The sequence below is a fragment of the Leptolyngbya subtilissima AS-A7 genome, assembly GCF_039962255.1.
In the GTDB taxonomy this organism is placed as follows: Bacteria; Cyanobacteriota; Cyanobacteriia; order Phormidesmidales; family Phormidesmidaceae; genus Nodosilinea.
The window spans coordinates 1-26,458 of the sequence record NZ_JAMPKY010000016.1; the positions used below are offsets into that span (position 1 = coordinate 1).

The 26,458-nt window shown below is 56.8% G+C and carries 21 protein-coding genes, 1 rRNA gene and 1 pseudogene; 14 read left to right on the forward strand and 9 right to left on the reverse strand.

What is annotated here, in order from left to right; all coding sequences use genetic code 11:
• Window positions 1–143, reverse strand: a pseudogene (locus tag NC979_RS24945) (photosystem II q(b) protein); the annotation flags it as partial.
• Window positions 144–1,370: 1,227 nt separating this feature from the next.
• Between NC979_RS24945 and NC979_RS24950 the strand changes: the two are divergent.
• Window positions 1,371–2,774: a hypothetical protein gene (locus NC979_RS24950; RefSeq protein ID WP_242023944.1), complete on the forward strand. Its 1,404-nt coding sequence runs from the start codon at window positions 1,371–1,373 to the stop codon at window positions 2,772–2,774.
• Window positions 2,775–2,783: 9 nt separating this feature from the next.
• Here the strand turns inward: NC979_RS24950 and larC are convergent, their stop codons facing one another.
• Entirely contained in the window at window positions 2,784–4,115 is a 1,332-nt protein-coding gene (gene larC, locus NC979_RS24955) for a nickel pincer cofactor biosynthesis protein LarC (protein WP_190516967.1), read from the reverse strand.
• A 28-nt stretch (window positions 4,116–4,143) separates the two neighbouring features.
• On the opposite strand from larC, the gene NC979_RS24960 reads away from it, so the two are divergent.
• Together NC979_RS24960 and NC979_RS24965 are read left to right on the forward strand one after the other, a co-directional pair.
• Window positions 4,144–4,794: an L-threonylcarbamoyladenylate synthase gene (locus NC979_RS24960; protein ID WP_190516970.1), complete on the forward strand. Its 651-nt coding sequence runs from the start codon at window positions 4,144–4,146 to the stop codon at window positions 4,792–4,794.
• A gap of 399 nt (window positions 4,795–5,193) precedes the next feature.
• On the forward strand, window positions 5,194–6,435 hold the full coding sequence (locus tag NC979_RS24965; protein ID WP_242023941.1) for a hypothetical protein: 1,242 nt from the start codon (window positions 5,194–5,196) through the stop codon (window positions 6,433–6,435).
• Here the strand turns inward: NC979_RS24965 and NC979_RS24970 are convergent.
• The 3 genes from NC979_RS24970 to NC979_RS24980 form a co-directional block, all read right to left on the reverse strand.
• A complete protein-coding gene (locus NC979_RS24970) occupies window positions 6,432–7,148 on the reverse strand; it encodes a response regulator transcription factor (RefSeq protein ID WP_190516972.1) in 717 nt (238 codons plus the stop codon). The two genes, NC979_RS24965 and NC979_RS24970, sit on opposite strands and share 4 nt — an antisense overlap.
• A gap of 230 nt (window positions 7,149–7,378) precedes the next feature.
• A complete protein-coding gene (locus NC979_RS24975) occupies window positions 7,379–8,080 on the reverse strand; it encodes a rhomboid family intramembrane serine protease (protein WP_190516974.1) in 702 nt (233 codons plus the stop codon).
• Between the two features lie 51 nt (window positions 8,081–8,131).
• Window positions 8,132–9,058, reverse strand: a complete 927-nt coding sequence (locus NC979_RS24980; RefSeq protein ID WP_347403908.1) for a S66 peptidase family protein — start codon at window positions 9,056–9,058, stop codon at window positions 8,132–8,134.
• A gap of 58 nt (window positions 9,059–9,116) precedes the next feature.
• Between NC979_RS24980 and NC979_RS24985 the strand changes: the two genes are divergently transcribed.
• Complete coding sequence (locus NC979_RS24985) at window positions 9,117–9,275, forward strand: chlorophyll a/b-binding protein (RefSeq protein ID WP_190516977.1); 159 nt, start codon at window positions 9,117–9,119, stop codon at window positions 9,273–9,275.
• Between the two features lie 114 nt (window positions 9,276–9,389).
• Here NC979_RS24985 and argF read toward each other — a convergent pair whose 3' ends face one another.
• Entirely contained in the window at window positions 9,390–10,313 is a 924-nt protein-coding gene (gene argF, locus NC979_RS24990; RefSeq protein WP_190516979.1) for an ornithine carbamoyltransferase, read from the reverse strand.
• Between the two features lie 256 nt (window positions 10,314–10,569).
• On the opposite strand from argF, the gene NC979_RS24995 reads away from it, so the two are divergent.
• The 5 genes from NC979_RS24995 (at window position 10,570) to NC979_RS25015 (ending at window position 17,755) form a co-directional block, all read left to right on the forward strand.
• Window positions 10,570–12,993, forward strand: coding sequence for a CapA family protein (locus tag NC979_RS24995; RefSeq protein ID WP_190516982.1), 2,424 nt, complete (start codon window positions 10,570–10,572; stop codon window positions 12,991–12,993).
• Between the two features lie 114 nt (window positions 12,994–13,107).
• Entirely contained in the window at window positions 13,108–13,977 is an 870-nt protein-coding gene (locus NC979_RS25000; RefSeq protein ID WP_190516985.1) for an aldose epimerase family protein, read from the forward strand.
• 214 nt (window positions 13,978–14,191) lie between these two features.
• Window positions 14,192–15,214, forward strand: coding sequence for a permease (locus NC979_RS25005; protein ID WP_190516987.1), 1,023 nt, complete (start codon window positions 14,192–14,194; stop codon window positions 15,212–15,214).
• Between the two features lie 97 nt (window positions 15,215–15,311).
• On the forward strand, window positions 15,312–16,109 hold the full coding sequence (locus NC979_RS25010) for a TIGR03943 family putative permease subunit (RefSeq protein ID WP_242023942.1): 798 nt from the start codon (window positions 15,312–15,314) through the stop codon (window positions 16,107–16,109).
• Window positions 16,110–16,111: 2 nt separating this feature from the next.
• Window positions 16,112–17,755, forward strand: a complete 1,644-nt coding sequence (locus NC979_RS25015; protein WP_190516990.1) for an Ig-like domain-containing domain — start codon at window positions 16,112–16,114, stop codon at window positions 17,753–17,755.
• Window positions 17,756–17,762: 7 nt separating this feature from the next.
• Here NC979_RS25015 and pgeF read toward each other — a convergent pair whose 3' ends face one another.
• On the reverse strand, window positions 17,763–18,551 hold the full coding sequence (pgeF, locus tag NC979_RS25020) for a peptidoglycan editing factor PgeF (protein ID WP_190516992.1): 789 nt from the start codon (window positions 18,549–18,551) through the stop codon (window positions 17,763–17,765).
• A 288-nt stretch (window positions 18,552–18,839) separates the two neighbouring features.
• Between pgeF and NC979_RS25025 the strand changes: the two genes are divergently transcribed.
• The 5 genes from NC979_RS25025 to NC979_RS25045 all read left to right on the forward strand — a co-directional run bounded on the left by NC979_RS25025 (window position 18,840) and on the right by NC979_RS25045 (window position 25,052).
• Window positions 18,840–19,610, forward strand: a complete 771-nt coding sequence (locus NC979_RS25025; protein WP_190516995.1) for a biotin--[acetyl-CoA-carboxylase] ligase — start codon at window positions 18,840–18,842, stop codon at window positions 19,608–19,610.
• Window positions 19,611–19,621: 11 nt separating this feature from the next.
• Window positions 19,622–21,115 carry a M23 family metallopeptidase gene (locus tag NC979_RS25030; protein ID WP_348253816.1) on the forward strand — a complete coding sequence of 498 codons (1,494 nt, stop codon included), beginning with the start codon at window positions 19,622–19,624 and terminating at the stop codon, window positions 21,113–21,115.
• Between the two features lie 52 nt (window positions 21,116–21,167).
• A complete protein-coding gene (locus tag NC979_RS25035; protein ID WP_190516997.1) occupies window positions 21,168–21,599 on the forward strand; it encodes an acyl-CoA thioesterase in 432 nt (143 codons plus the stop codon).
• A gap of 736 nt (window positions 21,600–22,335) precedes the next feature.
• Window positions 22,336–23,955 (forward strand): sensor domain-containing diguanylate cyclase, encoded by a 1,620-nt coding sequence (locus NC979_RS25040; RefSeq protein WP_190517002.1) that lies wholly within the window; start codon window positions 22,336–22,338, stop codon window positions 23,953–23,955.
• Window positions 23,956–24,062: 107 nt separating this feature from the next.
• Window positions 24,063–25,052 (forward strand): methyltransferase domain-containing protein, encoded by a 990-nt coding sequence (locus tag NC979_RS25045; protein WP_190517004.1) that lies wholly within the window; start codon window positions 24,063–24,065, stop codon window positions 25,050–25,052.
• Here NC979_RS25045 and NC979_RS25050 read toward each other — a convergent pair.
• Entirely contained in the window at window positions 25,013–26,095 is a 1,083-nt protein-coding gene (locus NC979_RS25050) for a class I fructose-bisphosphate aldolase (protein ID WP_190517006.1), read from the reverse strand. The genes NC979_RS25045 and NC979_RS25050 overlap by 40 nt on opposite strands.
• 261 nt (window positions 26,096–26,356) lie before the next feature.
• Window positions 26,357–26,458: ribosomal RNA gene (rrf, locus tag NC979_RS25490) — 5S ribosomal RNA — on the reverse strand; the annotation flags it as partial.

Genomic DNA, 26,458 nt, shown 5'->3' on the forward strand with positions numbered 1-26,458 from the left:
AAGCAAGCAGTAGCAGCTAGCAGGGTAGGGATCATCAGCACGCCGAACCAGCCCACATACAGGCGGTTCTCGGTGCTGGTCACCCACTGGCAAAACTGCTCCCACAGGGAGGCGCTCTCGCGCCGCTGTAGAGTCGTGGTCATGATGTATTAGTCCAGGTAAATGTGCTAAGTATGTTGCTGAGTTGTCACTCTAGCTATCGTTACATTAGCACATATTCCTAAATAAAAGCGAGCAGAAAATAACCGATTACGTCCTTGGAGAGATAGGGAGTTGCAATCCAGTACGGTTGGTGGTGCAATAGAGTCTGCGTTGTCCTGCGCTTATCTGGGACAATTTTGGGGGCGTGGCGGAATGGTAGACGCTACGGACTTAGAAAACTGAGCCTTAGTGGAGAAATCTGCTAAGTGGAAGCTCTCAAACTCAGGGAAACCTAACTTTAGCTTTGGGTAAGGCCTACACCTTCTCTCGGTGCTAGACACGGCAATCCTGAGCCAAGCCGGCGAATCAACCCGCCGGAAGGTGCAGAGGCCCGACGGGAGCTACCCTAACGTTTAGTCGAGGGTAAAGGGAGGGTCCAATTCTTAAAACCTGGTTCGGGTTTGCCCAATCCAGGCAGCAGCGAAAGCTGCGGGAGAATGAAAATCCGTTGACCTTAAACGGTCGTGAGGGTTCGAGCCCCTCCGCCCCCATACCACTCCTAGTAATGAAGCAAGCTCTACCCAACGAGAGCCAATATGCTCGCTAGTTGGACCGTGATCCAGCGGGTCACAATGCTTGTAATATTTTTCTAAAGTTTCCCTGTAGAGTCCTTCTCCAATATCACCAAGCCGAGTAGCTATCCTAAGAAGTTATGGCGTTACTTGCCCGGCATAGGTTAAAGACTTCAAATTGTTTGCCAGCTCTCCGTTTAGAGGTCAACGGAATATGTTCTGGTTACAACTAGGCACAATAGCTGATTAGGCTGAAGACAGTATTGTGCTGTGCTACTTTACACAAATGATCTTTAGGTGTTGTTTAAGAGCCTTAGGCATCTTAAGTGCTGCACGAATGGCTATGTTCTCCTATAAAGAGCTAGCTGACGTAAAAGGCATAACACCGAGACATGCATCTACCATCGGGTTCATCGGGTCTGGAATTTATCGGATTTGGATTGTTTAAGCATTTAGTGAGTAGCTAGGCCTGCTAAGGCATAGGTTTAGCCAGCGTTTGACTATCAAGGTCTAGAGAGTCTAGCGATCGCTCTCTCTAGTAAGCGCTTTTGCTGTTCCACAAATAGCTGACTCAGGTCGCTTGCCAAATTACTTCCGGTAATCATGGGTCGAATCTACCAACCAGTGTCTCGGGAAGCCGTGTCTAGATATCCCTCAATGGAGTCAAACGAGTATGGGGCTCGACCTGGGTTATCGCTGGCTCAAGCACAGCAGGTTATCTACGATTTTTTGCTAGAAATCGTCAAAATTTGGCATCCTCAAGACGTTTTAGAGGAGTTTCGTCATCTTTTCGTCCATCACACCGATTCGGTTAGCTCTCAGACGCTGCCCGCGCTGCACGTCATTTTGTTTGCCAACAACGAATTAGAGTTTCGTAACACCATTAAGCGCTGTTGTTACATTCTCGTCAACAACTGGGAAGTTGCCCGTCAGTTTGACGCAATTCAGGATCTGGTTGACCTATTCTCTGATCCTCTAATCCAGCGTCGCACCCTATCGCCGACCCTTAAGCGACTGCGCCACTGGCTTCTTCGATTTCTTGAGAGCGAGGATTTTGAAGAACTTAGGCTGTTCGCGGCTCGCTACACTGAGGAGCGCACCTTAAACCGCCCCGATGATTGGACCGCTCGCTATACTCCGTACCTGCTGGTGCCCCAGTACGTCAACGAAAATAATCCTATCGAGCAGCGCCAGGCCGCTCGTGCCCTCTCTCGCCGACTGAAGGACAAATTTAAGTTTGACTTGGCTATGTATACGGCCCATAGCCAGTCGGGACAGAACCGCGATCGCCCCGTAGCCAACCCCACAGCGTTGGGAGATAGTGCTCTTCGCCTAGTCAAGGCAATTGTGGCTAGACGGGGCGAATTTAGCTACAAAAACTTAGCGCGCTTGTTTTTAGAACAGATTAAAGAGAGTAGCTACGGTGATTTTAAGAAAAGCCTGACTCGCTATTTGCTCTATACCGTCAGCGGCAACCCAATCTCTAAACAGATTCAGGAAAAGCTAGATGCACGGCTAGTCGACCTCTACACGGAGTCCGACTATGAGCCTTGGGATGCATCGCTGGTGTTGCGCACCAGCAATCGGATCGTTGACTACTTAATGACAGAGGATCAGGAACGGCCTTCGCCGTTGTTTTCGATGGTGTTATCCCAAGGCAACGCCCTCACCCTGGCAATTATTTTGCTGAAGCTAGTGCTGGTTTCGCGTCAGACGCTCCCCTATCTGGAGACAAGAATCGCTAGCCTAATTCGCTACTACGAGCAGTTCCCCCGTAGCGAATGTCAGTGGGTGATTAACTTTTTGGAGGTATTTCAAATTACGTTTGCCATCTATGGCGATAACACGGAGTACAACCTGGTGAAGGTGACCCAGCGTGACCAGAGGCCAGAAGCCCTATTTCTCGCCGAACGCCAGGGGCTAGACGCTTTCAGAATTTTTTCCCAAAAGCTGAACCAGGTGCGTCCCGATGTACTGACAAGTGCTGATCTGGTGGCGGGGAAAGAAGACCACTTCAGTGAAGAAGAGATAGATGAGCTAAACCTTGGCGAGCAGGCTTAGGCCCACAAGCTAGCGCTCCTGATTAGTTTGTTGATACCACAGGCTGAGTGCCGTCTGGTGCACCGTCTGCCAAGGAACGTTGTGATGGCGCGCCAAGGCAGCACAGTCTTCATACTCGGGATGGACATTGAGCACAGCCTGGGTGCGAGGGTGATAGGCCAGCTTCAGAGCCACTGGGCCGTAGGGAGTCTCAAGAGTCTCTGTATGGCGAGGCAACACCCACCGCTGCTGAGTTTGGCGGCGAATGCCCAGGGTAGAGGTTTCGGCAAACAAAATGTCTGTGCAGTGGGGTTCGTCTTCGGGGCGGCAGAGCACTGTAATAAGTAGCCCAGGCCGAGATTTTTTCATCGCTACAGGCTGGGTGAACAGATCCAGGGCACCAGCGGTTAGGAGGCGATCGTAGAGGTAGCCTACGGCTTGGGGCACCAAATCGTCGACCTGTGTTTCAAGCAAGGTAATGGTGTCGGAATCATAGGGAACTCCGGCTGGTGCTGACTGTACTACCGCAGCTACTGGAGTAGCTGGGGAGGCCGCTTCTCCAATCCACAGACGCAGCACATTGGCAACGGGCAGCTCTTTTCCTCCGGCTCCCAGCCCAGTACAGCGTAGGGTCATAGCAGGAGGGTCGCCGAAGGATTCAGCGAGGGCAGTGACGATTGCCGCTCCGGTCGGGGTTACCAGTTCCCCATCGAGGCCGTTACTGTAAATCGGCACCTGGCGCTGTTCCAGCAGCTTGAGGACGGCAGGGGCAGGGACGGGCAGCCAGCCGTGGGCGGCTCGCACCCGCCCCCGCCCGGTGGGCAGAGGTGAACAGAACAGCTGCTCGATGCCCAAGTAGTCGAGTCCTAGGCAGGTGCCGACGATATCCACAATGGCATCGGTCGCGCCGACTTCATGAAAATGCACCTGGTCTAAGGCAATGCCGTGGACGACTGCCTCGGCCTCGGCCAGGCAACGAAACACGGCTAGACTCCAGCGCTGAGCGCGATCGGGCAGGGGGGCCTGGGTAATTAGGTGCTCGATCGCAGGCAAATTGCGGGTGGTAGTTAAGGGCACGATCGCCGCTCCAGAACCCTGGTCGTGCTCGGCAGCCCCCGCGTTATGGGAATGGTCTCCATGGCGGTGCTCCCCTGGAGGCGAGGTCAGCGCGACCTTGGCGTGGAGCGCGCGTAACCCCTGACGATGGGTCGGCGTTACAGTGAGGGTAAATTCATGGCTCAGCCCCAAGGTAGCCAGTTGAGTGTGCAAGTACGATAGCGGCACGCCGGCATCTATTAAGGCGGCCAGGCACATATCGCCAGCAATGCCCGAGGGGCAATCGAGGTAAGCTAGGGTTTTCAACAGAGCAACCGCAGCGGGGACAGGGGCAATGGCAACAACCTATAAACTACATCCTGACAACCCGCAGAGCCGCAAAGTAGAGGCCGTTGTTTCGGCGCTGCGGCAGGGGGCGGTAGCCCTTTACCCCACCGATACAGTCTACGCCATTGGCTGTGACCTCAACCATCGCGGGGCGGTGCAGCGAGTGCGCCAGATCAAGCAGTTGGCCAACGACAAACCCCTCACCTTCCTCTGCGCCTCGCTGTCTAACATTGCCGATTATGCGATCGTCAGTGATGGTGCCTACCGCTTGATTAAGCGACTGATTCCGGGGCCGTTTACGTTTTTGCTGCCCGCCACACGGGAGGTGCCCCGCCTAGTAATGAATCCCAAGCGGCGCACTACGGGCATTCGGGTACCCGACCATGCCATTTGCCTGGCTCTGGTCGAAACGCTGCAAAATCCTATTATTTCGACTTCAGCCCTGACACTGCTGCCGGAGACGACCAAAGGACGTCCCCTGGACAAAATGACGATGTTCGATACGCTCGAAAAATTGGTGGATATCGTGATCGACGACGATCGCCCCCTGGCCTACGAAGTCTCGACCATTCTAGATATGGAGGGGGAGAATCCCCTGATGATTCGCAAGGGCCTGGGGTGGGAAACCGCTTTAGACTGGGGTGCTCAGCCTGTATAACTGCCGCTGGCTAAGCCACTGCCAATGGGGGCAACTGGGCAACTGGCACCTCGATCAGTCAATCTTAGGCGGCCCGAGGCGATCGCGATCGCCTGCGTTAATCAAGCCCGCGCTCGACGCCTTGAATGGCTGTAGAAGAGGCTGAAACCTCTACAAAACAGAGCTTTTCAGGTTCGGCAATTTAAAGCAGGCAGAGAATTTTCTAAGGCTCATCAGATTGGCGAACCGGCGGCGAATGGTCTGCGGCGAGGGCGGGCAGCTTTCGGTGCTGGCACATGCTTTGGGAAATCTCCGCGGCTGAAGCGGGAGTACATAGCAACCGGCCCGGAATTCACCAATTTACTGAGTGTCCCGGCTGGCCCTTCCCGATTTCAGTGTCGTTGTTAGGATTGGGTAACTATGAAGACCGCATCTACCTGCTTAGCCATGCCCCCACTGTCCCCTGGGACTACACCACAGCCTCCAGAACCATTGCCCCAGCCCGACGCTAACGGCACAGCCCCCATTGCCACCTTGGTAGAAGAGTTGTTTATGGCTCACCTCCAGCGTCGGCTGGGGGGTATAGACGGGGTAATGCAGCGGCTCACGGCAGAAATTGAGCGCATCTGCGCCATGAGCGATCGCATCCAAGCATCGGGGGATGTCAGCCATTGGCAGACGGCCCTAGTGCGCCACCGGGTGAGCAAATGCCTGGCCTATTACGACATGGGCTCTAACCGAGGTCGGGTAGAACTGCACAGCAGCCTCAGCGCCATTGTCTACCGCCATGTGGCTCCCCACGGTAGCCATCTAGGGTTCAAGGGTCGCTATGCCCTGCTCGAAGATTTCATGCAGATTTTCTACATAGAAGTGCTCAACGCCTTTCGGCGCGAGCATGAGCTACCGGCTACCTATACCCCCCGCACCCGGCTGGAGTTGGCGGAGTATATGGCCTTTAGCGAGCAGTATGCCAAACGGCGCATCAATCTGCGGGGGGGCAGCCAGCAGCTAATTGTGCTGCGCGCCCAGGCCTTTAGCCGTCGCCAGCCCGCCGAGACCTCGGTAGATATGGCTCTAGTCAGCGAGGGGGCCAAGACTGAGGCCGCCGAAAGCCATGCCCGCAGTTCGGTGGTGCAGCAGGTGCGCGAAAAAATGATGGCTGAGGTCAATGACCCTGGCGATGGAGTGATGCGCGATCGCGTCATCAATGCCCTGATGCAATACCTCAAAGACCAAAACCAGACTGACTGCGTCGACTACCTGGTGCTCAAGCTAAAGGACTGCTCCGCCGCAGAAATCGACGACATCTTAGGTCTCTCGGCCCGGGAGCGTGACTATCTCCAGCAGCGCTTCAAATACCACGTCGAAAAATTTTCTCAGCAGCACGAGTGGCAGCTGGTGCACCAATGGCTCGGAGCCAACCTAGAGGCGCGGTTAGGGATGACGCCGACGGAGTGGGGCGAATTCTTGACTACCTTGCCCTCCGACTACCGCCGGTTTCTCGACCTCAAACAGCAGCAGATCGGCAACGCCGCCCTAACCGATGAGACGATCGCCCACACCCTGGGCTGGACGCCCAAAAAAGTGCAGCGCAACTGGACCAAAGTACTCAAGCTGGCCTGGACCTTTCGCAACCAGGTGCGAGGGGCGGAGGCGGGCTAACCGGCGATCGCCTCTTCCCCGGTGCCTGGCGGCTCAAATTTGTAGCCCACGCCCCGCACCGTTTGAATTAGGGCCGGTTGGGTCGTGTCTTTCTCAATTTTCTTGCGAATCTGACCAACATGCACATCTACCACGCGCTGATCGCCGACGTAGTCGTAGTCCCAAACCTTTTGAATCAGCTCTGCCCGCCGCCACACGCGTCCGGGATGACTGGCCAAAAAGTGAAGCAGATCAAACTCCAGCGCCGTCAGAGGTACCATTTCGTCGTTGAGCATCACCTCTCGCCGCACGGGGTCAATGGCCAAACTGTTGAAGGTTAGACACTGCTGTTCTGCCGCCGTGACCGGGCGCTGGCGCTTGAGAATAGCGCCTACCCGCACCTCTAGCTCACCCAGGCTAAAAGGCTTGGTGAGATAGTCGTCGGCCCCTTCGTTAAATCCTCGAATTTTATCCGACTCGTCGGTACGGCTCGTGAGCATGAGCACAAACACTCCAGTCCGCGACTGCATCTCTTTACACAGGTCGTAGCCGTTGGTGTCGGGCAGGTTGAGGTCGAGAATGACTAGGTCAGGGGTGAACTGCTCAAACACCGCCAGAGCCTTCTTACCATCCTCTGCCGACTCCATTTCATAGTTCTGCTTAGCCAGGAACCGATGAATTAGGTTGCGAATTGCGGGGTCGTCATCGACAACAAGGATCTTGGCTTCCGCCATAGTCGTACCTTTATGTAAAGTTGGCTAATCAGGATGATGGTCAGGAACCCTCGAAGGGCAAGTTCACCAGCCGTGGTGCCCAATGCCCTTCTAGTGCTTTTCAAGCCTGTTGTGCGACATCAGTAATAAACTCACAAATAATTTCCTAGCTTACTCGAGAACTTTATGAAGTTACCACCCCAGCAGCCCGCCGCCACAGTTTGGGCCCCTGGGCATCAGTGAAATCACGGCTATCGACGAGGCGATCGCACCTTACCGCCCATCAGCCCCAGCAGCGGGCCTAAAATTAGCCCAAACACAAACCCTCCTGAGTGCGCCCAGTAGGCTACTCCGCCACCCGAACCCGCTTCGCTGCCAAGGCTAGCGATGCTAAACAGCGCCTGCTGCACAAACCAGAATCCCAAGAAAAAAACCGCCGGAATCCGAACGGTGGTGAAAATGATAATCAGCGGAATTAAGGTGACGATCCGGGCCCGGGGAAACCGCAGAATATAGGCCCCCATCACCCCGGCGATCGCCCCGCTAGCCCCAATAGTTGGCAACGCCGAGGACGGATCAAAAATCCATTGGGTCAGCCCCGCTAAAGCTCCACAACCCAGATAAAAGATCAAGAACTTGATGTGTCCCAGCCGGTCTTCAATATTGTTGCCAAACACCCAGAGATAGAGCAGGTTGCCCCCAATGTGAAAAAAGCCGCCGTGGAGGAACTGAGAGGAGAGTAGGGTAATCCACTCGTAGATCGGTGCCTGGAGCGCCCCCTGAAAACTCCCGGTCAGCTGGGCCGGCACCAGTGCCCAGGCGTCAAAGAAGCCGTCAATACCCTCTTGCGACAGACTGAGCTGAAACACAAATACGGCAATATTAATCCCGATCAATCCGTAGGTAACTACAGGGGTAATGGTGGTGGGGTTGTCATCATGAAGAGGAACCACGGCTGTACCTAAAACGTGACTTCATTCTAAAGACGCCCAGACAGTAAACGCCTAAACCGTTGGCAGAATTTCGAGGCGACCTGCACCGCCATTCAAGCGGGCCATCGCTCCGACTGGCAGAGCGGCATTATCGCCGTCGTGGCCAAAGGGTAAATTGGCCACCACTGGAATATTCAAATCGCCGAGGCGATCGCGCAGCACTTCGGCTACCGCAAAACTGGGCACGCCGTCGGGCGGCTCGCAACGGCTAAACCGCCCCAGAGCAATGCCTTTAACCTGAGAAAACTTGCCTGCTAGGCGCCAGTGGGTCAGCATGCGATCGATGCGGTAGGGGGCCTCGGTGACATCCTCAAAAGCCAAAATTGCGCCAGTGAGATCGGGCTCGTGGGCCGTGCCCAGCAGGTGGGTCGCCACCGTCAGATTAGCGGGCCACAGCCGGCCCTCCGCCATGCCCTGGCTCCAGCCTTCGCCATGCAGCGCGGGCAACCCGTGGCCCATCACCAAATTTTTAAGCCGCTGCTGCGACCACTCGGGCTCCGTCGCCAGGGTGGTCAGCAGCGGCCCGTGCACGCCAACTATCCCCTGCTTGCTCAAGCTCCACAGCAGGCTGGTGATGTCAGAAAAACCAATCAACCACTTGGGCGACATCGCTGGCCATTGCCAACCTTCCAACAGCCGAGTGCCCCCATAGCCCCCCCGAGCGCAGAGAATGCCTTTATAGGTAGGGTCTGCTAAGGCATTGCCCAGCTGGTGGCGACGGTTGTCATCTGACCCAGCTAGGTAACCCCACTGCTCCCTGGTGCCAGGGCTGATATCTACCCCAAATCCCCAGCTGCGCCAAACCTCTATGCCCTGGTTGAAGCTCTCTAACTCTCGTAGGGCACCGCTGGGGGCAATTACTCGCAGGCGATCGCCCGGCTTGAGCGGCGGCGGATAGCGCCATACCCTCGCCCCATCGGCAGCAATATCGTGACTCACCCCATGACTCCGTAGCTAACTCGCTATAATGCTTAACAAAGCGTTACAAAAGAGATCAATGCCTAACACCCCCAACCCATCTGAAACCCGCGAGTGGGGTTTCACCCGCGCCGCCGAAAGCCTCAACGGACGGATGGCCATGCTGGGCTTTGCCTTTGCTGTTGCGATCGAGGCCCTAAGCGGTCAGGGTGTGCTGCACTTTTTAAATCTAGTCTAGGCGCCCCGCAGGGAGAGACAAAGATAGGGACAGAAGCACTTCAGAAACGTCCTTATTGCCCTCTCCCGTCATTTACCTCACCGCTGCCCCAGACAACTCTCTTCCACCCCAAATCTACTCAAGGACACTGGCCAGCAGCGCTTTCTGAGCGTGCATCCGGTTCTCGGCCTGATCCCAAACCCGAGAGGCAGCGCCTTCCATCACCTCGTGGGTAATCTCTTCTCCCCGGTGGGCCGGCAGACAGTGCAACACGATCGCCTCTGGGCTAGCTTTTTCTAGCAGGGCATCGTTGACTTGGTAGGGCTGAAACACTGGTAAGCGCTGGCCCGCCTCAGATTCTTGGCCCATGCTGGCCCAGACATCGGTATAGAGCACCTGAGCATCTTTGACGGCGGCCTCAGGATCGGTGGTGATCAGCACGTAGCCATTGCCCTGCATCAGTTGGTTGGCCTGCTTCACAATTGCTGGGTCTGGCGCATAGCCCTCCGGCCCGGCGATATGCACGTTCATCCCCGCCATGGCACAGCCCAGCAGGAGAGAATGGGCGACGTTGTTGCCGTCACCTAGGTAGGTCAGGGTCAATCCCTGTAGGGCACCAAACTCTTCTTGAATAGTCAGCAGGTCGGCCAAGATCTGGCAGGGGTGCTCCAGATCGGTCAGGGCGTTGATCACGGGAATTGAGGCGTAATCGGCAAATTCTTGAATCTCGGCCTGGTCAAAGGTGCGAATGGCTACCACATCTAAGTAGCGATCGAGCACTCGGGCAGTATCACTGGTAGGCTCACCCCGGCTCACCTGGGTCACCCCAGAATGGAGATCGAGCACCTGTCCACCTAGCTGATACATGGCCACCGAAAAGCTGACGCGAGTGCGAGTCGACGCCTTGCGAAACAGGAGACCCAGCACCTTTTGAGGAAATTGAGGATGGTGTTTACCAGCCTTCAACTCAGCAGCAAAGGTCAAAAGCTCTAGCAGCTCATCAACACTCAGATCGCTCAGGCTTAGCAGGTCGCGCCCGCTCAGGGGTGGTGTGGACATGGGCAAGCATTCGTAAAAATAAGACACTAGCAGATTATGGGGAAGCCTCTCTCCGGTCTGTATCGACAGGGGCAAAAGATTGTCATCGGGGGCCTGCTGGGGTCGTTAAGGCGATCTCAGTACAGATGTGCCGCCCCCTCAAGTCTGCACTATGATTGGGGCATCGCATTTGCCGTGGTAGTTTCGCCCTTTAGCCGGAGTGTTCTAGGGACGATCTATCGCCTTTCATTTGCCACCTTGTTACCCCTGCACATTTATGATTAGCGCGGTTATTCCTCCTCAACCACAGGTGTTGCCCCAGGGGCCTCTGCTGCAGCCGCCCTCAGTGAAAGAACGGGCAGCGGCAGGATACTTTCGCGACATTGCCCTGTGGCTCAATCAACCCCTAACTCCTCACGGTATTTTTGTGCAGGTGCAAGCCGATCGCCCCGGCTGCCTACAGCTAGTGGTGGAATTTCGGCAGCCACCGGTTAAAGACCGGCTGCTGCGGTTTCTGTGTCACCGCGTGTGGCTGCTCAATTCAGAGCTAATCGAAGGGATTTGGGTGATTGCTCGCCCCTTAGGGCACCGCCGAGTGCTTTGGCAGCAGCGCGTCAAGATTGTCACCCCGGCCCTAAAGCGCCGCCAGAGCGAACTCAAGGCCCAGGCCCAGCGCCAGGCCGCATTGGCCATGCCACCCAAAATTCGGCCGCCGCGCCCAAGCCCGACTAAAACGCTGTCGCGGCAGCGTCTACAAACCCTACGTGCTTTTGTGTTGTCGGGGTCGGCGGTAGCAGCCTTCGTCATGGGCTGTCTGTTCGAAGTGATCGTCTCTGCGCCGTCGCCGTCACTACCTCAGTTTTCAGCCCAGACCGAGGTGCTGCCTGAGACGGAGTTAGATCAAGGTGCTCCAGTAGCCCCCACAGCCCTCAGGGATTCTGGCGAAGGCAGGCCTGTCTCTGCCCCCGCCAGAAATGCAGCCGGTGGCAATGGCAACCGCTCTACGGTGGTCGATACGGCCCTTGAGCCCGTGGGCGTAATCACCCATCAAGCTGTCACACCTGCTCCTGCCGATGACGTCACCCTGTTGTTTGGAGGCGACATTTCTTTGGAGGACATTGCTCCAGAAAGCCTTACGGCTCCTGGAGGATTCTTTGCTGACGTTGTCGAATATGGCCAAGCTGATTTGGCCCTGGTGAATTTGGCCACCCCTCTAGCGACGGCGGCCACCAACCTTCAGGAGGGGCTGCGGCAGCAGACCCGTACCGATGCCGTCGATTTGCTAGTGAATAGCGGCGTAGACGTTGTCAACCTCACCCACAGCAGCCTAATGGACTACGGGGCTGAGGGCCTTGACGAAACCCTCACCACTCTAGACAGCAAAGGGCTTTACCGCATTGGTGCCGGGCGCAACGCCCTCGAAGCCCGCCGCCCGGAGGTGCTCGATGTCAAGGGTAAGCGCATCGCCTATCTGAGCTATGCCATGGGGGGGAACAACGCAGCCCACGATACCGATGTGCTCAAAGAGCGCGCCGGGGCCAGCGACAAAGCGATCGCCAAGGAAGTGGAGACCTTTAAGACTGCCACAGCCTTTAAAGACAGGGCTGGGTTTAACGCGCAAAACATGCCCGAAATAGTTGCCGACATTCAAGCCCTGCGCGACGAGGTGGATTGGATTGTCGTGAACTTTCGCTGGGTTGACCACCTGGGCGAACAACCCAATTTCATGCAGACCAACCTGGCCCGCCTGGCAATTGATCAGGGTGCCGACGTGGTAGTGGGCTACCATCCCACCGTGATTCAGGGGGGTGAGATCTATAAGGGACGGCCCATTGCCTACTCCCTGGGCGACTTCGTATTTCGTCCTGACGAGCCCCTCGAGAACCAGGATTCAGCGGTGCTCAAAGTCGGGCTCAAAGACGATCAGATGCGGGTTGAGTTGGTGCCGGTGCGAGTACAAGACTCTCATCCCAAAACCCTCAGCGGCAAAGACAGTCAGCAGGTGCTCCAGCGCATCGAACAGGCATCATCGCAGTTTGACAAACCGCTCAAGTCACCCGTTGTGCTTGACCTTAAAACCCAGGAAGCACCGCCAGAAGCCGTCAGCGACCCCAGCAGCCCCTTTGTGTCACCCGATGCGGAGGACGTTCTGCCGGTGGAGCTGGAGGCCGAACCGGCGCCGGAGCCCAAAGACCAACTGGAGGACGAGACTGAGTTCAGGGACATCCTGCAAGATTCGGCTGATCCTGCCGAGGACTCGGATACCCCTGAGGCTCTTGAGGACAGCAGTGAGCCTACCAACGTAGAGCAGCCTGCACCGGCTCTAGAGATAGCACCAGAAACAGATCAATCCTCTCCTGCTGTGCCAGAATCCCTGGAGATGGAGGTTGAGTTTGAGGGCGACCTGGAAGAGTGGGGACCTAAGGTTTCACCAGAGCAGCAGGAGTTTAAGCCTGTGCCGCCCGAACGCAGCGGCGGCACTTCGCAAAGCGCTCGGGAGCCCGTTCAGAACGAGTCGCCTTCTGAGAGCCACCCCAGTGAGGTTCCAGTACCGTTGCCTCCCCCCATCCGGGTGAAGGTTGAGCCCGTTGCGACAGCACCGTTGGTTGCGCCCCAGCCCACCGTTCTGACGGATGATGCTGAGGTCGACGCCTGGTCCGATACCATACCCGAGACCCCAATTCCTACCGCAGGTGAATAACGCACCGCTGGCGACTTTATAGCTCTAGTAAAAAGCCCATAAACAGCTGTGGCCAAAGCGCTGGATGACAGAGAGCTGTGGTAACGTCTAGGCATTGTGCCCCTGAGGTGCCCTGTGTTTGCCGTTGCCTTAAAAGCAGATCCCCACTCCACCTATGTGCTGTCAGATACTGACACCGACACCCGGTTAGAACTGGTGCCCGATCGTGGCGGCATTGCCACCCGCTGGCAGGTAGAGGGGCAGGATATTTTTTATTTTGATGGCAATCGCTTCGCCAATCCTGAGCTATCGGTGCGGGGCGGTATTCCCATCCTGTTTCCCATCTGCGGCAATCTGCCCGACAACCAGTACGAGCTAGATGGTCAGACCTACAGCCTGAAGCAGCACGGCTTTGCCCGCGACTTGCCTTGGCAGATGACTCAGCAGGATGTGACTGAGTCGGCCAGCCTCACTCTAGAACTCGCCAGTAGCGAGGCCACCCTAGCGCAATATCCCTTTGCGTTCAAATTGGCCTTCACCTTTAAGCTGCGGGGTCACAGTCTAGAGTTGCAGCAGCAGTTCACCAACCTCTCGGCTCGGCCCATGCCTTTTTCTACCGGGCTGCACCCTTATTTTTTGGTAGAAGATAAATCCCAACTAGAGTTTGAAATTCCTTCAACAGAATTCCGCAACCACTCGACAGGCGGGGTTGAAACCTTTGGGGGCAGCTTTGACTTTGGCCAAGACGAAATTGACCTGGCTTTTCAGAACCTGACAGCTTCAGCCGCTACGGTCACTGACCACCACCTCAAGCGACGGCTCACCCTCTCCTGGAGTGGCGACTACACCAAGCTAGTGTTTTGGACAGTGAAAGGCAAAGACTACTACTGCCTGGAGCCCTGGACGGCCCCTCGAAATTCTCTCAACACGGGAGAAAACCTGTTGATCATAGAACCAGAACAGACTATAGAAACCAACGTGCGCATGGCGATCGCGTTTCTGTAGCTGGCTGAATCGCTAGCTTGCAGGCTGACAGGGTTGTCTACTTAATCTTAGGCTTCATACCTAAGCTTCCCTCGGCTCCAGCGATAGTGACAGGCAGAAATGCTATAAAATAGGCGATCCCCGCCACGGGCAGGAGGCAACAAGATCCGCTAAAATGTGCTTCTGCCTGGGGGTAACTACCCACCGGGAGAATTTTCCTGCATAGGCTGGCTCTATGACCCAACTCAATAACGGCATTACGCTATTTTTTAGCTTGCTGGTCGAGGCCATGCCCTTTCTATTGCTAGGGGTGATGTTTTCCAGCGTGCTGCTGCTGTTTGTCGATGAGCAAAAGCTGCTGGCGGTTATTCCTAAAAACGTGGTGCTAGCGGCGCTGGCAGGTAGCTTAATTGGCTTTCTGTTTCCGGTGTGTGAGTGCGGCAACATTCCTGTGGCTCGACGGCTGTTGACCAAGGGCGCGCCGACGGCGGTGGCGATTGGGTTTTTGCTAGCGGCCCCCACGGTGAACCCGGTGGTGTTCTGGGCCACTTGGATTGCCTTTCGCGACCAGCCCGAAATTGTATTTTTGCGAGTGGGCTTTACTCTGATTGTGGCGGTGACCATCGCCTTAATCTTTAGCGCCCAAGCCGATGTGCGGCCCTTTTTGCAGGACAGCCTCACCCGCATGATGGGGGAGCCTGAGCCTGCCACACCAGTCCCAGCGGAGGCGGAGGTTTCACCGCTGCTAAGGTCTGGCACCTTTTTAATGCAGTCACCAGGGCAGGTGCTACAGCTCGACGCTCCACCCGCCCAGGTGCTAGCTCAGGTAGCCGTTGCCGCGCCGCCCATGGTCACTCGACTGCGGATGATGGTTGACAACATGGTGCTAGAGCTGCGGGAGTTGGGAGCGGTGCTGGTGATCGGCAGTGCGATCGCCGCTTTTGTCCAAGTCGCCGTTCCCCGCGAGGTCATTTTAGGTTTGGGCCAGGGTCCCGTGACCTCGATTGTGGCGATGATGGCCCTGGCCTGGGTAGTGTCAATCTGCTCGACGGTCGATTCATTCTTTGCCCTGTCGTTTGCCTCCACCTTTACCAGCGGTTCCCTGCTGGCATTTTTGGTGTTTGGCCCCATGATCGACCTCAAAAACATCAGTCTGCTGCTGACGGTGTTTAAGGGGCGGGCCATTCTCTATCTGTTTGTGCTGGCAGCTCAGCTGGTATTCCTGCTGGCTCTGGTGATGAATCTCTACACCAGTTAAGGACGCCCCAAGCTGCTGGCTGGGTACAGCTAAGGATCAAGGTGTAACGAGTGAACCGTTTTTTTACGTTGCGAATGCCTATTTTCTTCTGGCAATTATGACCTCAACGCCTAGTTCTAATGGTTTGCGCACCTCTAGACGGCGATCGCTGCCCTGGCAGGCTCTGGTAGATGCCGCCATGCTGCTGCTGTGGGGGCTAATGCTGCTGCGCTTTACGGTGACAGGTAAACTCTACCTTCTGCTGCACCCCGACTACATGTGGCTGGCTCACCTGGCCATGGTGCTGCTGTTGGCCATGGGAGTGAGCCGTCTAGTACAGGTGGGGCTTAGCTACCGCCAGGGAACCGGGCAAACCATTCGCAGTCAAGAACATACGGCTCTGCTGCCGCGACAGTTTAGCGTGGCTCTGCTGATTGCCATCGCCGTGTTTGGGTTGGTTTACACGCCACGCCCCTTTGCCAGTGAGACCGCCTTTCAGCGAGGTATTACCGATGTGCTGGGGCAAACGCGATCGCGGCCCCAGCGGTTTTCCCTCGGCGGCGAGTCTGAGGAGCGCACCATTGTCGACTGGGTGCGTACCCTCAACGTCTACCCCGAGCCCGACGCCTACGCGGGCCAGACCGCCCAGGTAAGCGGGTTTGTCACCCATATTCCCGGCTGGCCCGACGAGTTTGTGATGATTTCGCGGTTTGTGCTCACCTGCTGCGCCGCCGATGCATACCCCGTCGGCCTGCCGGTAGAGCTGCCCGCTGGCACCGCCCGGCCCGCCCCCGACACCTGGCTTGAGGTCAAGGGCAAGATGCAAACCAGCACCCTCGACGGCAAACGCCAGCTTGCCATTGGCGACCCGACCCTGACCGAAATCCCTGAACCCCGCACCCCCTACGAATATTAGCCATGGCCCGTCGCCGCTCTCGCCGCTCTCGCTCCCAACCCCTCGATCGCCTGGCAACGATGATCATTGCCGGTCTCTCGCTGGCCCTGGGGCTGCTGATACTCTCGGGCGACCACGCCACGGCGCGGGTGCGCGACTTCACCTGGCAAGACCGCCAGGTGGGGGCCGAAGACCAGGCCTTTTTGCTCACCTTTAGCCGCCCCATGGATGTGGCTAGCGTGGAACAAAACCTCACTTTAGACCCGCCCCTGCCGGGCAAGGTGAGCTGGGCAGGACGGCGCATGGCCTACACTCTGACTGAACCACTACCCTATGGGGAGACGTTCAGCGTGAGGTTGAAGGGCGCGCGCGATCGCTACGCCGCAGCCACCGATGGCTCTAGCCGATTTGAGCCCTTTCAGAGCCAGTTTGAAACTCGCCCCCGCGCCTTTTTATACATTGGGGCCGAGGGTGACGAAGCCAATCGCCTAGTGCTGGCCGACTTAAGCCGCCAGGAGCGCACTATTCTAACCCCAAAAAACCTGTCGGTGATGACCTTTAAGCCCTACCCACTGGGCGACAAGGTGCTCTTTTCGGCCAGCGACACTAGCCAGGCCGGTAGCCTGCTCAACCAGCAAATTTACACCGTCACCACGGGCCTCACGCCCCGCCCGCCTATCGACTTTGCCGCCCAGCGCCCGCCCCTATGGCAGCAGCTCTGGCCCCAGAAGAAAGTCGTTCCATCGGGGGAAACCGCCCTGGTGCTCGACAACAGCGCCTACCAAAACCTCAAGTTTGACCTCTCCGCCGACGGGCAAACCATTGTGGTGCAGCGGGTCAACCAGCAAAACCCCGCCGACTTTGGTCCCTGGGTAGTGCGTCAGGGGTCAGATCCTCAGCCGATCGAAACCGAACCCGGCGGCGATTTCTTAATTGCCCCCGACAGCCAGTCGCTGCTGCTGCTCCAGGGCCAGGGCACCGCCATTATCGATCTGGGCTCAGAAAAAGGTTCAGAGAAAGCTCGCGGCCCCAGTCAGCCTCTCGACTTTTTGCCCAACTACGGGCGAGTGCTCGATCTGGCCGCCGATGGTTCGGCTGCCGCCATGGTCAATTTCAACCAAGATGACCCCAAGAAGCGTTTTACTGAATCGCTGTTTTTAGTTACCAATCAGGGCCTAGAAGAAGAACTATTGCAGGTGAGTGGGGCCATTCTCGATGCCCAATTCGACCCCACCCGCCAGGTTCTCTACGTGCTGGCCAGTGAGCTGGTCCAGGCTCCACCGGATCCTGATACTTTGCAGTCGGAAGACGCCTACGCTGAGCAACCACTGTTGCTGGCCATTACCTTGTCCAACGGCAAGGCCAACCCGCTGCTGCGCCTGCCTCAGCAGCAGCGCATTCACATGAGCGTGGCCCCCGACGGGCGATCGCTCCTGATTGACCTAGATGGTCAAACCACCCCCGAGGGCGAAACCGGTGCGCCTATCATCTGGAACTTACCTCTGGTTCACCCAGCGGTCTCCCTCGACGCCGCTGAATCTGCAGAAGGTGCCAACACTACGCCAAGTGCAGATGAAGCCGAGGCCAGCGATGCTTCTGGCATGCCTACAGTCACCGATCCAGAGGAGTTTCCCTTTAGCGGCCTCCAGGCCACCTGGTTGCCTTAGAAAGCGGTTATCTGGATGCCCCTGGCTCCTGGCTGACAATCCCTGACCACTGCACCTGCTTTTCTCCCGTGCGGCGGTAAGAGAAAAAGCGGTCTGCTTCTTGAAAGGTGCAATAAGGTGCGATCGCCACCTGCTCCTGACTCAGCCCCAGCTGCTCGAGCTGCCATCGATTCGCCAGCCGCACGTCTAGCCGTACCTTGCCGGGGGCGTCATCCTCAAGCACAGGAGCATTTTCGCGCCGTTGCAGGTCTGCCACCACCGCTTCGTCGTTATCACTGGGCTGAGACATAATCGTGCGCCCCACCGCTGCGGCCACATCCACAGAAACCTGGTAGACATCCCCCGCGATCGCCGGGCCAATCGCCACCACCAAATCTTCCAACCGGCTGCCCTGGGCCTGCAGCTTGCCCACCGCCACCGGCACGATCGCCTGGGCCGTGCCCCGCCAGCCCGCGTGGATAGCCGAGACCTGGCCGGTAGCGCGATCGCCGATTAGCACCGGGCTACAGTCTGCCGAGCAGACCCAGAGGGATTGAAGCGGGCGATCGCTCAACAGACCGTCGGCCTCAGCCTTCTCCTCTGAATCGGGAACTGGCAGATCAGCAGAGGTTAGCACCCGGTTGCCATGAACCTGCTTCACTCGCTGCACCGTCGCCGTTGCGTCGAGGGCCGCTGTCAGAGTCTCTGGAGTTTGGGGCCAAAACTGTCGGGTAAAAAAGCCGTGGGGCCAAGGTTGAAGTAGATCACAGGTGAGAAACGCCTGCCCTTGCCAAGTCTGCCAATGCCAATTTGCCATGTCGCCCCCCGCGGCGGTTGTATGCCTGTACGCTGCCATAGCGCTCCCAACTCTATCCGGCAACGCAGAAACCGCCAATGTAGAGAAAGCGTTAAGTTGCAGCGCCGTTCTATCAAGTTCTATTTTGTAGTTCCCTTAACCATCTCCGCAGATTTCCTGGGGTGGTAGCGTAATCAGTACTAGTCAAAGACCTATCCTAATTTCTACATAAAATTCTAGGACGATTAGCGGGTGAACCTAGACCGACTTCGCCAAGCCCTCCTACAGCCATCCAAAAATCTGGGGATAATGCCTGACTATCAGGCATTGCGCCCTCGTTTTCACCTTCACTGGACCGAGCACATCGACTCTACCAACCGAGCGCTGGTGGCCATGATGGCCGATGGCGCTCCGGCGGGTACAGTGCTGATAGCAACCACCCAGCAGGCTGGGCGAGGTCAGTGGGGGCGGCAGTGGCAGTCTCTTCCCGGAGGGCTGTACCTGTCGCTGGGGCTCAAGCCCGATTTGCCGGCCTCTCGTAGCCCATACCTCACCTTGGCCAGTGCCTGGGGTGTGGCCACCAGCCTGGCCAACCTGGGGCTACCGGTGCAGGTTAAATGGCCCAACGATTTGGTTGCAGGCGGTAAAAAGCTGGGCGGTCTGCTGGCCGAAACTCACTTAGAGAGCGGCCGGGTACAAACCGTGGTGATTGGTTTGGGGCTAAATGGGTTTAATCCAGTTCCCGAAACCGGCACTTCGATTCAGGCGCTGATTCAACCGGAATTGCCCCTTGGCCCTTTGAATACCTTGGAGGGCCTGGCCGCGATCGCCCTCTACGGTCTCATGCAGGGCTATCTCCACTGGCAAAACCAGGGAGACGACGCCTTTCTAATCGATTACCAAACTCGCCTAGCTAACTTGGGTCAGGGTCTGATCGTAGAAGGTAAAGCGGCAGAGGTCATCGGAATAGCGCCATCGGGTAATCTGCGGGTACGCCTAGCAGCTGCCCATGGCGAGGCGCCAGCGCTCAAGACGCTGGATATTGAACCAGGTAAAGTAACTTTGGGCTACAATGCGTAGCGGCTGATTATATGGTGAAAAGAAATAACACAGAGTCTATTCGAGCGGATAAACTCTCCGGAGTGTATCCTTCAGTAGCCTGGCTACAGATAGCACTGCTCGTGGGGGGCATGGGGCTAACCCAAAACGGATTAGCCATTGCCGGAACTCCTGACACCCCTGACCCGTCTGAGCAAGATGTGCCAGTTGAAACCTCAGCTGACTATCTCAAGCCGACGAATAGCAGTAGTGCCCACAGGGCTAGTAGCCCTCAAGCGACTCTAAGTTTGCCTGCACCCTCCGTAGCACAGCCTGAGTTTACGCCTCAGCGCCCGTCTACCTCAGCCGTTGTGACATCACCCCCTCCAGCGAGTTCGCCGATGTTCTCTCCGGTTCCCCCGCCGCCCCCAGCGGCTATCACCGTTACTGTTCCGGCCACCCCTACGGCCTCCACCATGGCAGAGAGCTTGCTGAAGCCCGCTATTGCCGCTACGCCCGGTGAAGCAGTTGAAATTGAGGTTCCCGCCGCGGTTAGTACCCCCGAGCCAGTTCCTGCAGAAGCCCCCGCCACCGTAGTACCGGAAGCCGTAGTGCCCGAAGCCATCGCCGCCGATGAGTCGGTGCCTGCAGGCTACAACAGTGTTTTTGTTGACCCCACCGATTACAGCCTAGGGGCAACCCAGGCTCCCGCAGCTCGACCCGGCGGCTCTCCCAATGTGGTCTTTGCAGAACGCTCTAGCGGCTGCCAAATTACCGTCGCCGCAGGGCAAAGCAGCCCCAGTGCGGCATGTGGTGCCTCCAGCGCTGGCGCTGCCAGCGCCTCAGCCTCCCAAGGTGCTGGCGCTGCCAGCGCTGGTCAGGGTGAAATTCGGGTTGGCCCCATTGCCGTCAGTTCCCAAGGAGTGCGGTTAGGCAGCACCACCATCGTCAGCCGAGAAGCCCTCAACGAAAAGCTACGCCCCCTCAACGTACTGCGGCGCGGCAACGAAGAATACGTGTTTCCGTTGTCAGTGCCCGCATCAATTTCATCGTTGTTTGGCTGGCGGATGCACCCCGTCGCCCAAAGCTGGCGCTTCCACTCAGGGACTGACCTTGCAGCCCCCATGGGCACTCCGGTGCTGGCAACTCGGGCTGGGCGCGTCTCAGTATCAGATTTTTTGGGCGGCTACGGCTTGACCGTCATCATGCGCCATGACGACGACAAGCTTGAGTCTCGCTACGCCCACCTCTCTCAGCTCGCTGTAGAGGCTGGGGAATGGGTGGAGCAGGGCGAGGTGGTTGGTTTGGTAGGCAGCACTGGTACCTCCACCGGCCCTCACCTACACTTTGAGCTGCGTCAGCTCACCGGCGAAGGTTGGGTTGCAGTAGATCCGGTTGAGGTCCTTGAATATGGTGTAGCCAACCTGCTGGAGATCATCGACAACCCGATGCTGGCTCTAGGTCAAGGGACTGCGAAGGCAGCAGAAACCGAAACTGCTCTGCCCACTGAGTATCCCTTCCGCCCTGCACAGCCCAATGCCAGCTAGATTGGCGCTGCTGGTTGGGTTGCTGCTAGAGAGATTGGGATAGCCGCTCGCTATGGGCTACGTCTTTGAGCATCAGGTGCGGTTTCACGAAACTGACGGGGCCGGGGTGGTCTATTTTGCCAACGAGTTGGTGATGTGCCATGCCGCCTATGAAGCCTCCCTGGGGGCGGCGGGGCTGGATGTGGGGGCATTCTTTCGAGCTGAAACCCTGGCCTATCCCATTGTCCATACCAGCATGGATTACCGACGTCCGCTGCGATGCGGCGATCGCGTCACAATTCACCTCACCCCCACCCGTCTAGACGACAGCAGCTTTGAAATCCAATATCAGCTAATGCTCAAGGATACAGCAGCGGCCAGGGCCGTTACTCGCCACGTCTGTATTGAGGTAGCGAACCGCCTCCGCAGTCCGCTGCCCACGGAGATGGAGCAGTGGCTTGCCCAATGGAGCGATCGCCTCTCTCAGACTGGAGAGGGCCAGTGATGGAGGGGACCTGGCAGGAGTGGCTTTTTGTAGGAGGGTATGTGGGGTTTTTGGTGGCGATCGCCGTCCTCGTCCTCACCACTCGCTCACAGCCGTAGCTCAAAGCATCTCGCGTGGCCGCTCTAGTTTTGGAATTTACTACTGCCGCCATCAAGCAAAGCTACTGGGCTAGGGAGCATCCAAAATTGCCTCGAAAAATCGGCTCTGGTGATCTCGGTTTCTTCAAGGATAGCCCGCAGCAGAATGGTGTTAATCAGCACAGCACTGTTCAAGTTACTGCGGGTGCAGCATACCGGTGGTGAAGTCAGCCCCGTGGAAGTCGGCTTGAGCAACCCACGGATTCCTGTAGGAACACCCAGATTTTGTAAGCCTTTCTTAAAGTCCGCCGTGTTGTTTCCGTAAATTCGCGGTGGTGCTCTCCCCATACAGCGCTCGGTTCGATAACCTAATTACAAGCGCTAAAAGGGCGGCTTAAATTTAGCTTAAACGTCAAATAGGCGTCTCCTGATGGGGTTCCCCCCGGCTACGGCCGGGGGTTTTTATTTGGGGTACGATTGGTTATCACGAAGGGTCATTGTCTGAGATTTCACAGAGCCTAAGATTTCACCGATCAATTGTACGAAGCGAGGTGCTGATTGGGAAATCCGGAGACAGCGAGATCAAGACCTGGATTTAGTGGGCACCCTCGGGTATTCACCCTTGACTCTGGACACAGTTGCCCACCATGTATGTTCAGATGACCTTTCAAGTTGGCATCCTGGCACTGGCGGCAGCGATCAACGCTTTGGTCACCAGCATGGCTTGGCATCGCCGGGGGTCGACCCTGGCGCGACAGTATTTCTCGTGGATGATGGCGGCGGCGACCTTTTACGCAGCGGTAGCGGCCATGGAGGCTGGGTCGATTGGCCTGGCGAACAAAATCTTTTGGTCCACGCTGGAATATGTGGGCACAGGCGGCATCATCATTTTCTTTGTGCTCTTTACCGAAGCTTACGTCCACGGGCGATCGCGCTTTGCCCGGCGCCGGCTAATCTTGCTTAGCCTCTGGCCCCTGATCAACATCGCCTTGGTAGCCACCAACACCTGGCATCGGTGGGTCTGGGCAGACGTGGTGCTGGCGGCCCCACCCAGCAATAGCGCTATCTACAGCCATGGCCCTGGCTATGCTTTTGTGCTGGCCTGCCTCTATCTCTATAGCCTGTGGGGGATTCATCTGCTGGGGCGGGCCTCCCTCAGTGGCGGGCCGCTGCACCAACGACAGGCGCGATGGCTGCTGGCGGGGGCGTTGTTCCCCTACCTAGGTGGCACACTCTACTCCCTTAAGCTCACCCCGGCAGACCTAAACCTGACCCCGATGTCGTTTATGGCTACGGGGCTGCTGTGTTTCTGGGGGCTATTTCGCATGGGAGTGTTCGAGGCGATTCCCATCGCCCGCGAAACGCTAATTGAGCACCTGCATGACGGCGTCATCGTAGTGAATTTGGAGCACCAACTTATCGATATCAATCCCCAGGGGCGATCGCTGACCAGGCTCAAGGGCAGCGCTGTGGGGAGATCCATCCACATTGCCCTATCCGACATTCCAGAGTTCCTGCACCACTACGACCAAGGCACCGAAACGCCCTTTTGTCTTTGGACCGACTCCCACAACACCTGCCATATCACTGTGCAAAGTTCCGCCTTAAAAGACTACCGTGGTAAAATCCACGGGCGATTGCTGGTACTGCACGACACCACCCAACAGTACCTCTCGGAGCTAAAACTACGCCAGGCCAATACCCGTCTCAGTCTCCAGTTGCAAGAGATCGAGGGTCTCCAGGTCAAACTTAAAACCCAGGCCAGTCGAGATCATCTCACCGGGCTTTTTAACCGCCACCATCTCCACGAAACTCTGCCTCAGGTACTCCTTCAGGCTCGCCAGAATGCCTATTCCGTAGCGTTTATCATGCTCGATATTGATTACTTCAAACGGGTCAACGATACCTTTGGGCACCAGGCTGGCGATCTGCTGATTCAGGCATTCAGCCAAATTCTGCTGGTACAGATCCAAGAGGGCGAGACCGCCTACCGCCTGGGCGGAGAAGAATTCTTGCTGATTTTGCCCCATGCGACCCTAGAGAGCGGGATACAACGGGCTAACCACATTCGGCAGGAGTTCAACGTCTCGGCTTTGCCCTGGAACGGGACGGACATCCGCACTACGGTATCTGGCGGCGTTGCCACTTTCCCTAATCATGCTATCCAAGCAGACGATTTGCTCCACGCTGTCGATTTGGCTCTGTACGCAGCTAAAAAATCAGGCCGCAATCAAATTACCTGCTTCAACCCTCGCATCCATCAGCCCAGTTCGGTCTAAGGCCAAATTAAATCTGCTTACCCTCAATTCATTGCTCCAAGAGCGCAATGTTGTCAAAATACAGAGACAATTGCCATACAAACCTCAACGTAGCGGTCTCATTTTTGATGAATACAGTCACCGGTGTTGGTCTTTTCCTCGCCCTCTTGGCCGGAGGCGGAGCCCTCTACCTCCTTACCCCCCGCCGCTACGAGTCCTCTAACTCCGTAGCCAACTCCTACGATCAGTGGACCGAAGACGGCATTCTAGAGTTCTACTGGGGCGAGCATATTCACTTAGGCCACTATGGCTCACCGCCCCGCCACAAAGGCTTTCTCGCTGCCAAGGCCGATTTTGTCCATGAAATGGTGCGCTGGGGAGGCCTGGACCATTTACCAGCGGGCACAACGGTGCTAGATGTGGGCTGCGGCATTGGCGGCAGCAGTCGTATTCTTGCCCGCGACTATGGCTTTGCGGTAACTGGAGTGACCATTAGCCCTAACCAGGTGCGTCGTGCCCAGCAGCTTACCCCACCAGGAGTCTCCGCCCAGTTTCAGGTGGATGATGCCATGGCGCTATCATTCCCCGACAGCAGCTTTGACGTAGTGTGGTCGGTGGAGGCCGGTCCTCACATGCCCGATAAAGCTGTCTTTGCCCGCGAGCTGCTGCGGGTGCTAAAACCCGGCGGTGTGCTGGTGGTTGCCGACTGGAACCAGCGGGACGATCGCAAAATTCCCCTTAACACTTGGGAAAAGCCCGTCATGCGCCAGCTACTAGATCAGTGGTCGCACCCAGCCTTTGCTAGCATCGAAGGCTTTGCCGAGCAGCTCGAAGCCACTGGCCTAGTGGCAGACCAGGTTACCACCGCCGACTGGTCGCAGGAAACCCTGCCCTCCTGGCTTGACTCGATCTGGCAAGGAGTTATCCGGCCCCAAGGCATGGTGAGCTTTGGACCAGCAGGGATCATCAAGTCGGTACGGGAAGTACCTACCCTGTTGCTCATGCGGCTCGCCTTTGGCTCTGGGCTGTGCCGCTTTGGCATGTTTCGAGCTGTGCGGGCAAACCCATCCTCACCACCTCAAGCAATGGTGACCGCATCTGACAGGTACACGTCCTGAATCAGGTGAAATAATTTCACCCCTTCTTTGAAGTCGCGCTGGAAAGTTTTGCGACCTGAAATTAGCCCCATGCCGCCAGCTCGCTTGTTGATCACAGCGGTGCGTACGGCTTCGGCAAAGTCATTGTCGCCAGAACCACCGCCGGAGTTGATCAGCCCCATGCGCCCGGCGTAGCAGTTGAGCACCTGATAGCGGGTAAGGTCGATAGGGTGGTCAGTGGTGAGTTCGCTGTAGACGCGATTGATGGTTTTGCCGTAGGGCTGGCCCAGGGCTTTGGCCACAGCTCCGTAGCCGTTGTTGATCTCAGGCAGCTTCTGCTTGATAATGTCGGCCTCAATGGTGACGCCCAGGTGGTTGGCCTGGCCAGTCAGATCGGCGGCGAGGTGGTAGTCTCTATCCTGCTTAAAGGAGCTGCTGCGCAGGTAGCACCAGAGAATGGTTGCCATGCCCAACTCGTGGGCCCGCTGAAAAGCAGCGCTGACTTCTTGGATCTGCCGAGTCGATTCATCTGAACCAAAGTAAATGGTTGCCCCCACAGCGACAGCACCTAAGTTCCAAGCTTGCTCAACATCAGCAAACATCACCTGGTCAAAGCGGTTAGGAGCGGTGAGCAACTCATTGTGGTTGAGCTTAAGAATAAAGGGAATCTTGTGGGCGTAGCGGCGCGACACGCTGCCGAGAACTCCAAGGGTAGTAGCGACAGCGTTGCAGCCTCCCGCGATCGCCAACTCCACAATATTCTGCGGGTCAAAATACATGGGATTGGGCGCAAAGGAGGCCCCAGCAGAGTGCTCAATCCCTTGATCTACCGGCAGAATGGAGAGGTAGCCAGTATTTGCCAGGCGGCCTGTGCTGTAGAGTTGTTGCAGGCTGCGGAGGACCTGGGGATTGCGATCGCTCTGGGCAAAGATGCGATCAACCCAGTCTGGCCCTGGTAAATGTAGAGTAGATTTCGGCACCTTGGCTTCATAGCTGAGCAGCAATTCAGCCTCGGGGCCAAGCCATTCAGCGATTGTCCGAGGGGATGATAGTGCAGTTACCATGACATTGATCCGAGTTACAACAGTGATATAGATGGGGCTATCTAAACGTTAGCCCAAGGTTTCATGGACGTGAACCTGCTTCATGAAACTCACTGAACATATATCCAAAAAAACCTTCACCACTCTAAGTACAAGCAGCATTTGGATCAAATGAAATGAGTTGTCTTAACCTAAACCTTGCTTACGCCTACTAATCATTTAAATGAACCAATGCAAAAAGCCCCGCTCCCTTAAAAGGGAGCGGGGCTTTTTCAAGTAAGGACCTGGCATCGAGCTATTTTGACAAGGGGCAACCCCCTCACTATCTTCGCCGCAGCTGCGTTTCACGACTGAGTTCGGGATGGGTCAGAGTGGGACCACAGC

Bases quoted from the DNA above. Each gene is read 5' to 3' on its own strand.
- NC979_RS24950 (WP_242023944.1), top strand. From the start codon at position 1,371: ATGGAGTCAAACGAGTATGGGGCTCGACCTGGGTTATCGCTGGCTCAA.
- NC979_RS24960 (WP_190516970.1), top strand. From the start codon at position 4,144: ATGGCAACAACCTATAAACTACATCCTGACAACCCGCAGAGCCGCAAA.
- NC979_RS24965 (WP_242023941.1), top strand. From the start codon at position 5,194: ATGAAGACCGCATCTACCTGCTTAGCCATGCCCCCACTGTCCCCTGGG.
- NC979_RS24970 (WP_190516972.1), bottom strand. From the start codon at position 7,148: ATGGCGGAAGCCAAGATCCTTGTTGTCGATGACGACCCCGCAATTCGC.
- NC979_RS24985 (WP_190516977.1), top strand. From the start codon at position 9,117: ATGCCTAACACCCCCAACCCATCTGAAACCCGCGAGTGGGGTTTCACC.
- argF (WP_190516979.1), bottom strand. From the start codon at position 10,313: ATGTCCACACCACCCCTGAGCGGGCGCGACCTGCTAAGCCTGAGCGAT.
- NC979_RS24995 (WP_190516982.1), top strand. From the start codon at position 10,570: ATGATTAGCGCGGTTATTCCTCCTCAACCACAGGTGTTGCCCCAGGGG.
- NC979_RS25005 (WP_190516987.1), top strand. From the start codon at position 14,192: ATGACCCAACTCAATAACGGCATTACGCTATTTTTTAGCTTGCTGGTC.
- NC979_RS25010 (WP_242023942.1), top strand. From the start codon at position 15,312: ATGACCTCAACGCCTAGTTCTAATGGTTTGCGCACCTCTAGACGGCGA.
- NC979_RS25015 (WP_190516990.1), top strand. From the start codon at position 16,112: ATGGCCCGTCGCCGCTCTCGCCGCTCTCGCTCCCAACCCCTCGATCGC.
- pgeF (WP_190516992.1), bottom strand. From the start codon at position 18,551: ATGGCAAATTGGCATTGGCAGACTTGGCAAGGGCAGGCGTTTCTCACC.
- NC979_RS25025 (WP_190516995.1), top strand. From the start codon at position 18,840: ATGCCTGACTATCAGGCATTGCGCCCTCGTTTTCACCTTCACTGGACC.
- NC979_RS25030 (WP_348253816.1), top strand. From the start codon at position 19,622: ATGGTGAAAAGAAATAACACAGAGTCTATTCGAGCGGATAAACTCTCC.
- NC979_RS25035 (WP_190516997.1), top strand. From the start codon at position 21,168: ATGGGCTACGTCTTTGAGCATCAGGTGCGGTTTCACGAAACTGACGGG.
- NC979_RS25040 (WP_190517002.1), top strand. From the start codon at position 22,336: ATGACCTTTCAAGTTGGCATCCTGGCACTGGCGGCAGCGATCAACGCT.
- NC979_RS25045 (WP_190517004.1), top strand. From the start codon at position 24,063: ATGAATACAGTCACCGGTGTTGGTCTTTTCCTCGCCCTCTTGGCCGGA.
- NC979_RS25050 (WP_190517006.1), bottom strand. From the start codon at position 26,095: ATGGTAACTGCACTATCATCCCCTCGGACAATCGCTGAATGGCTTGGC.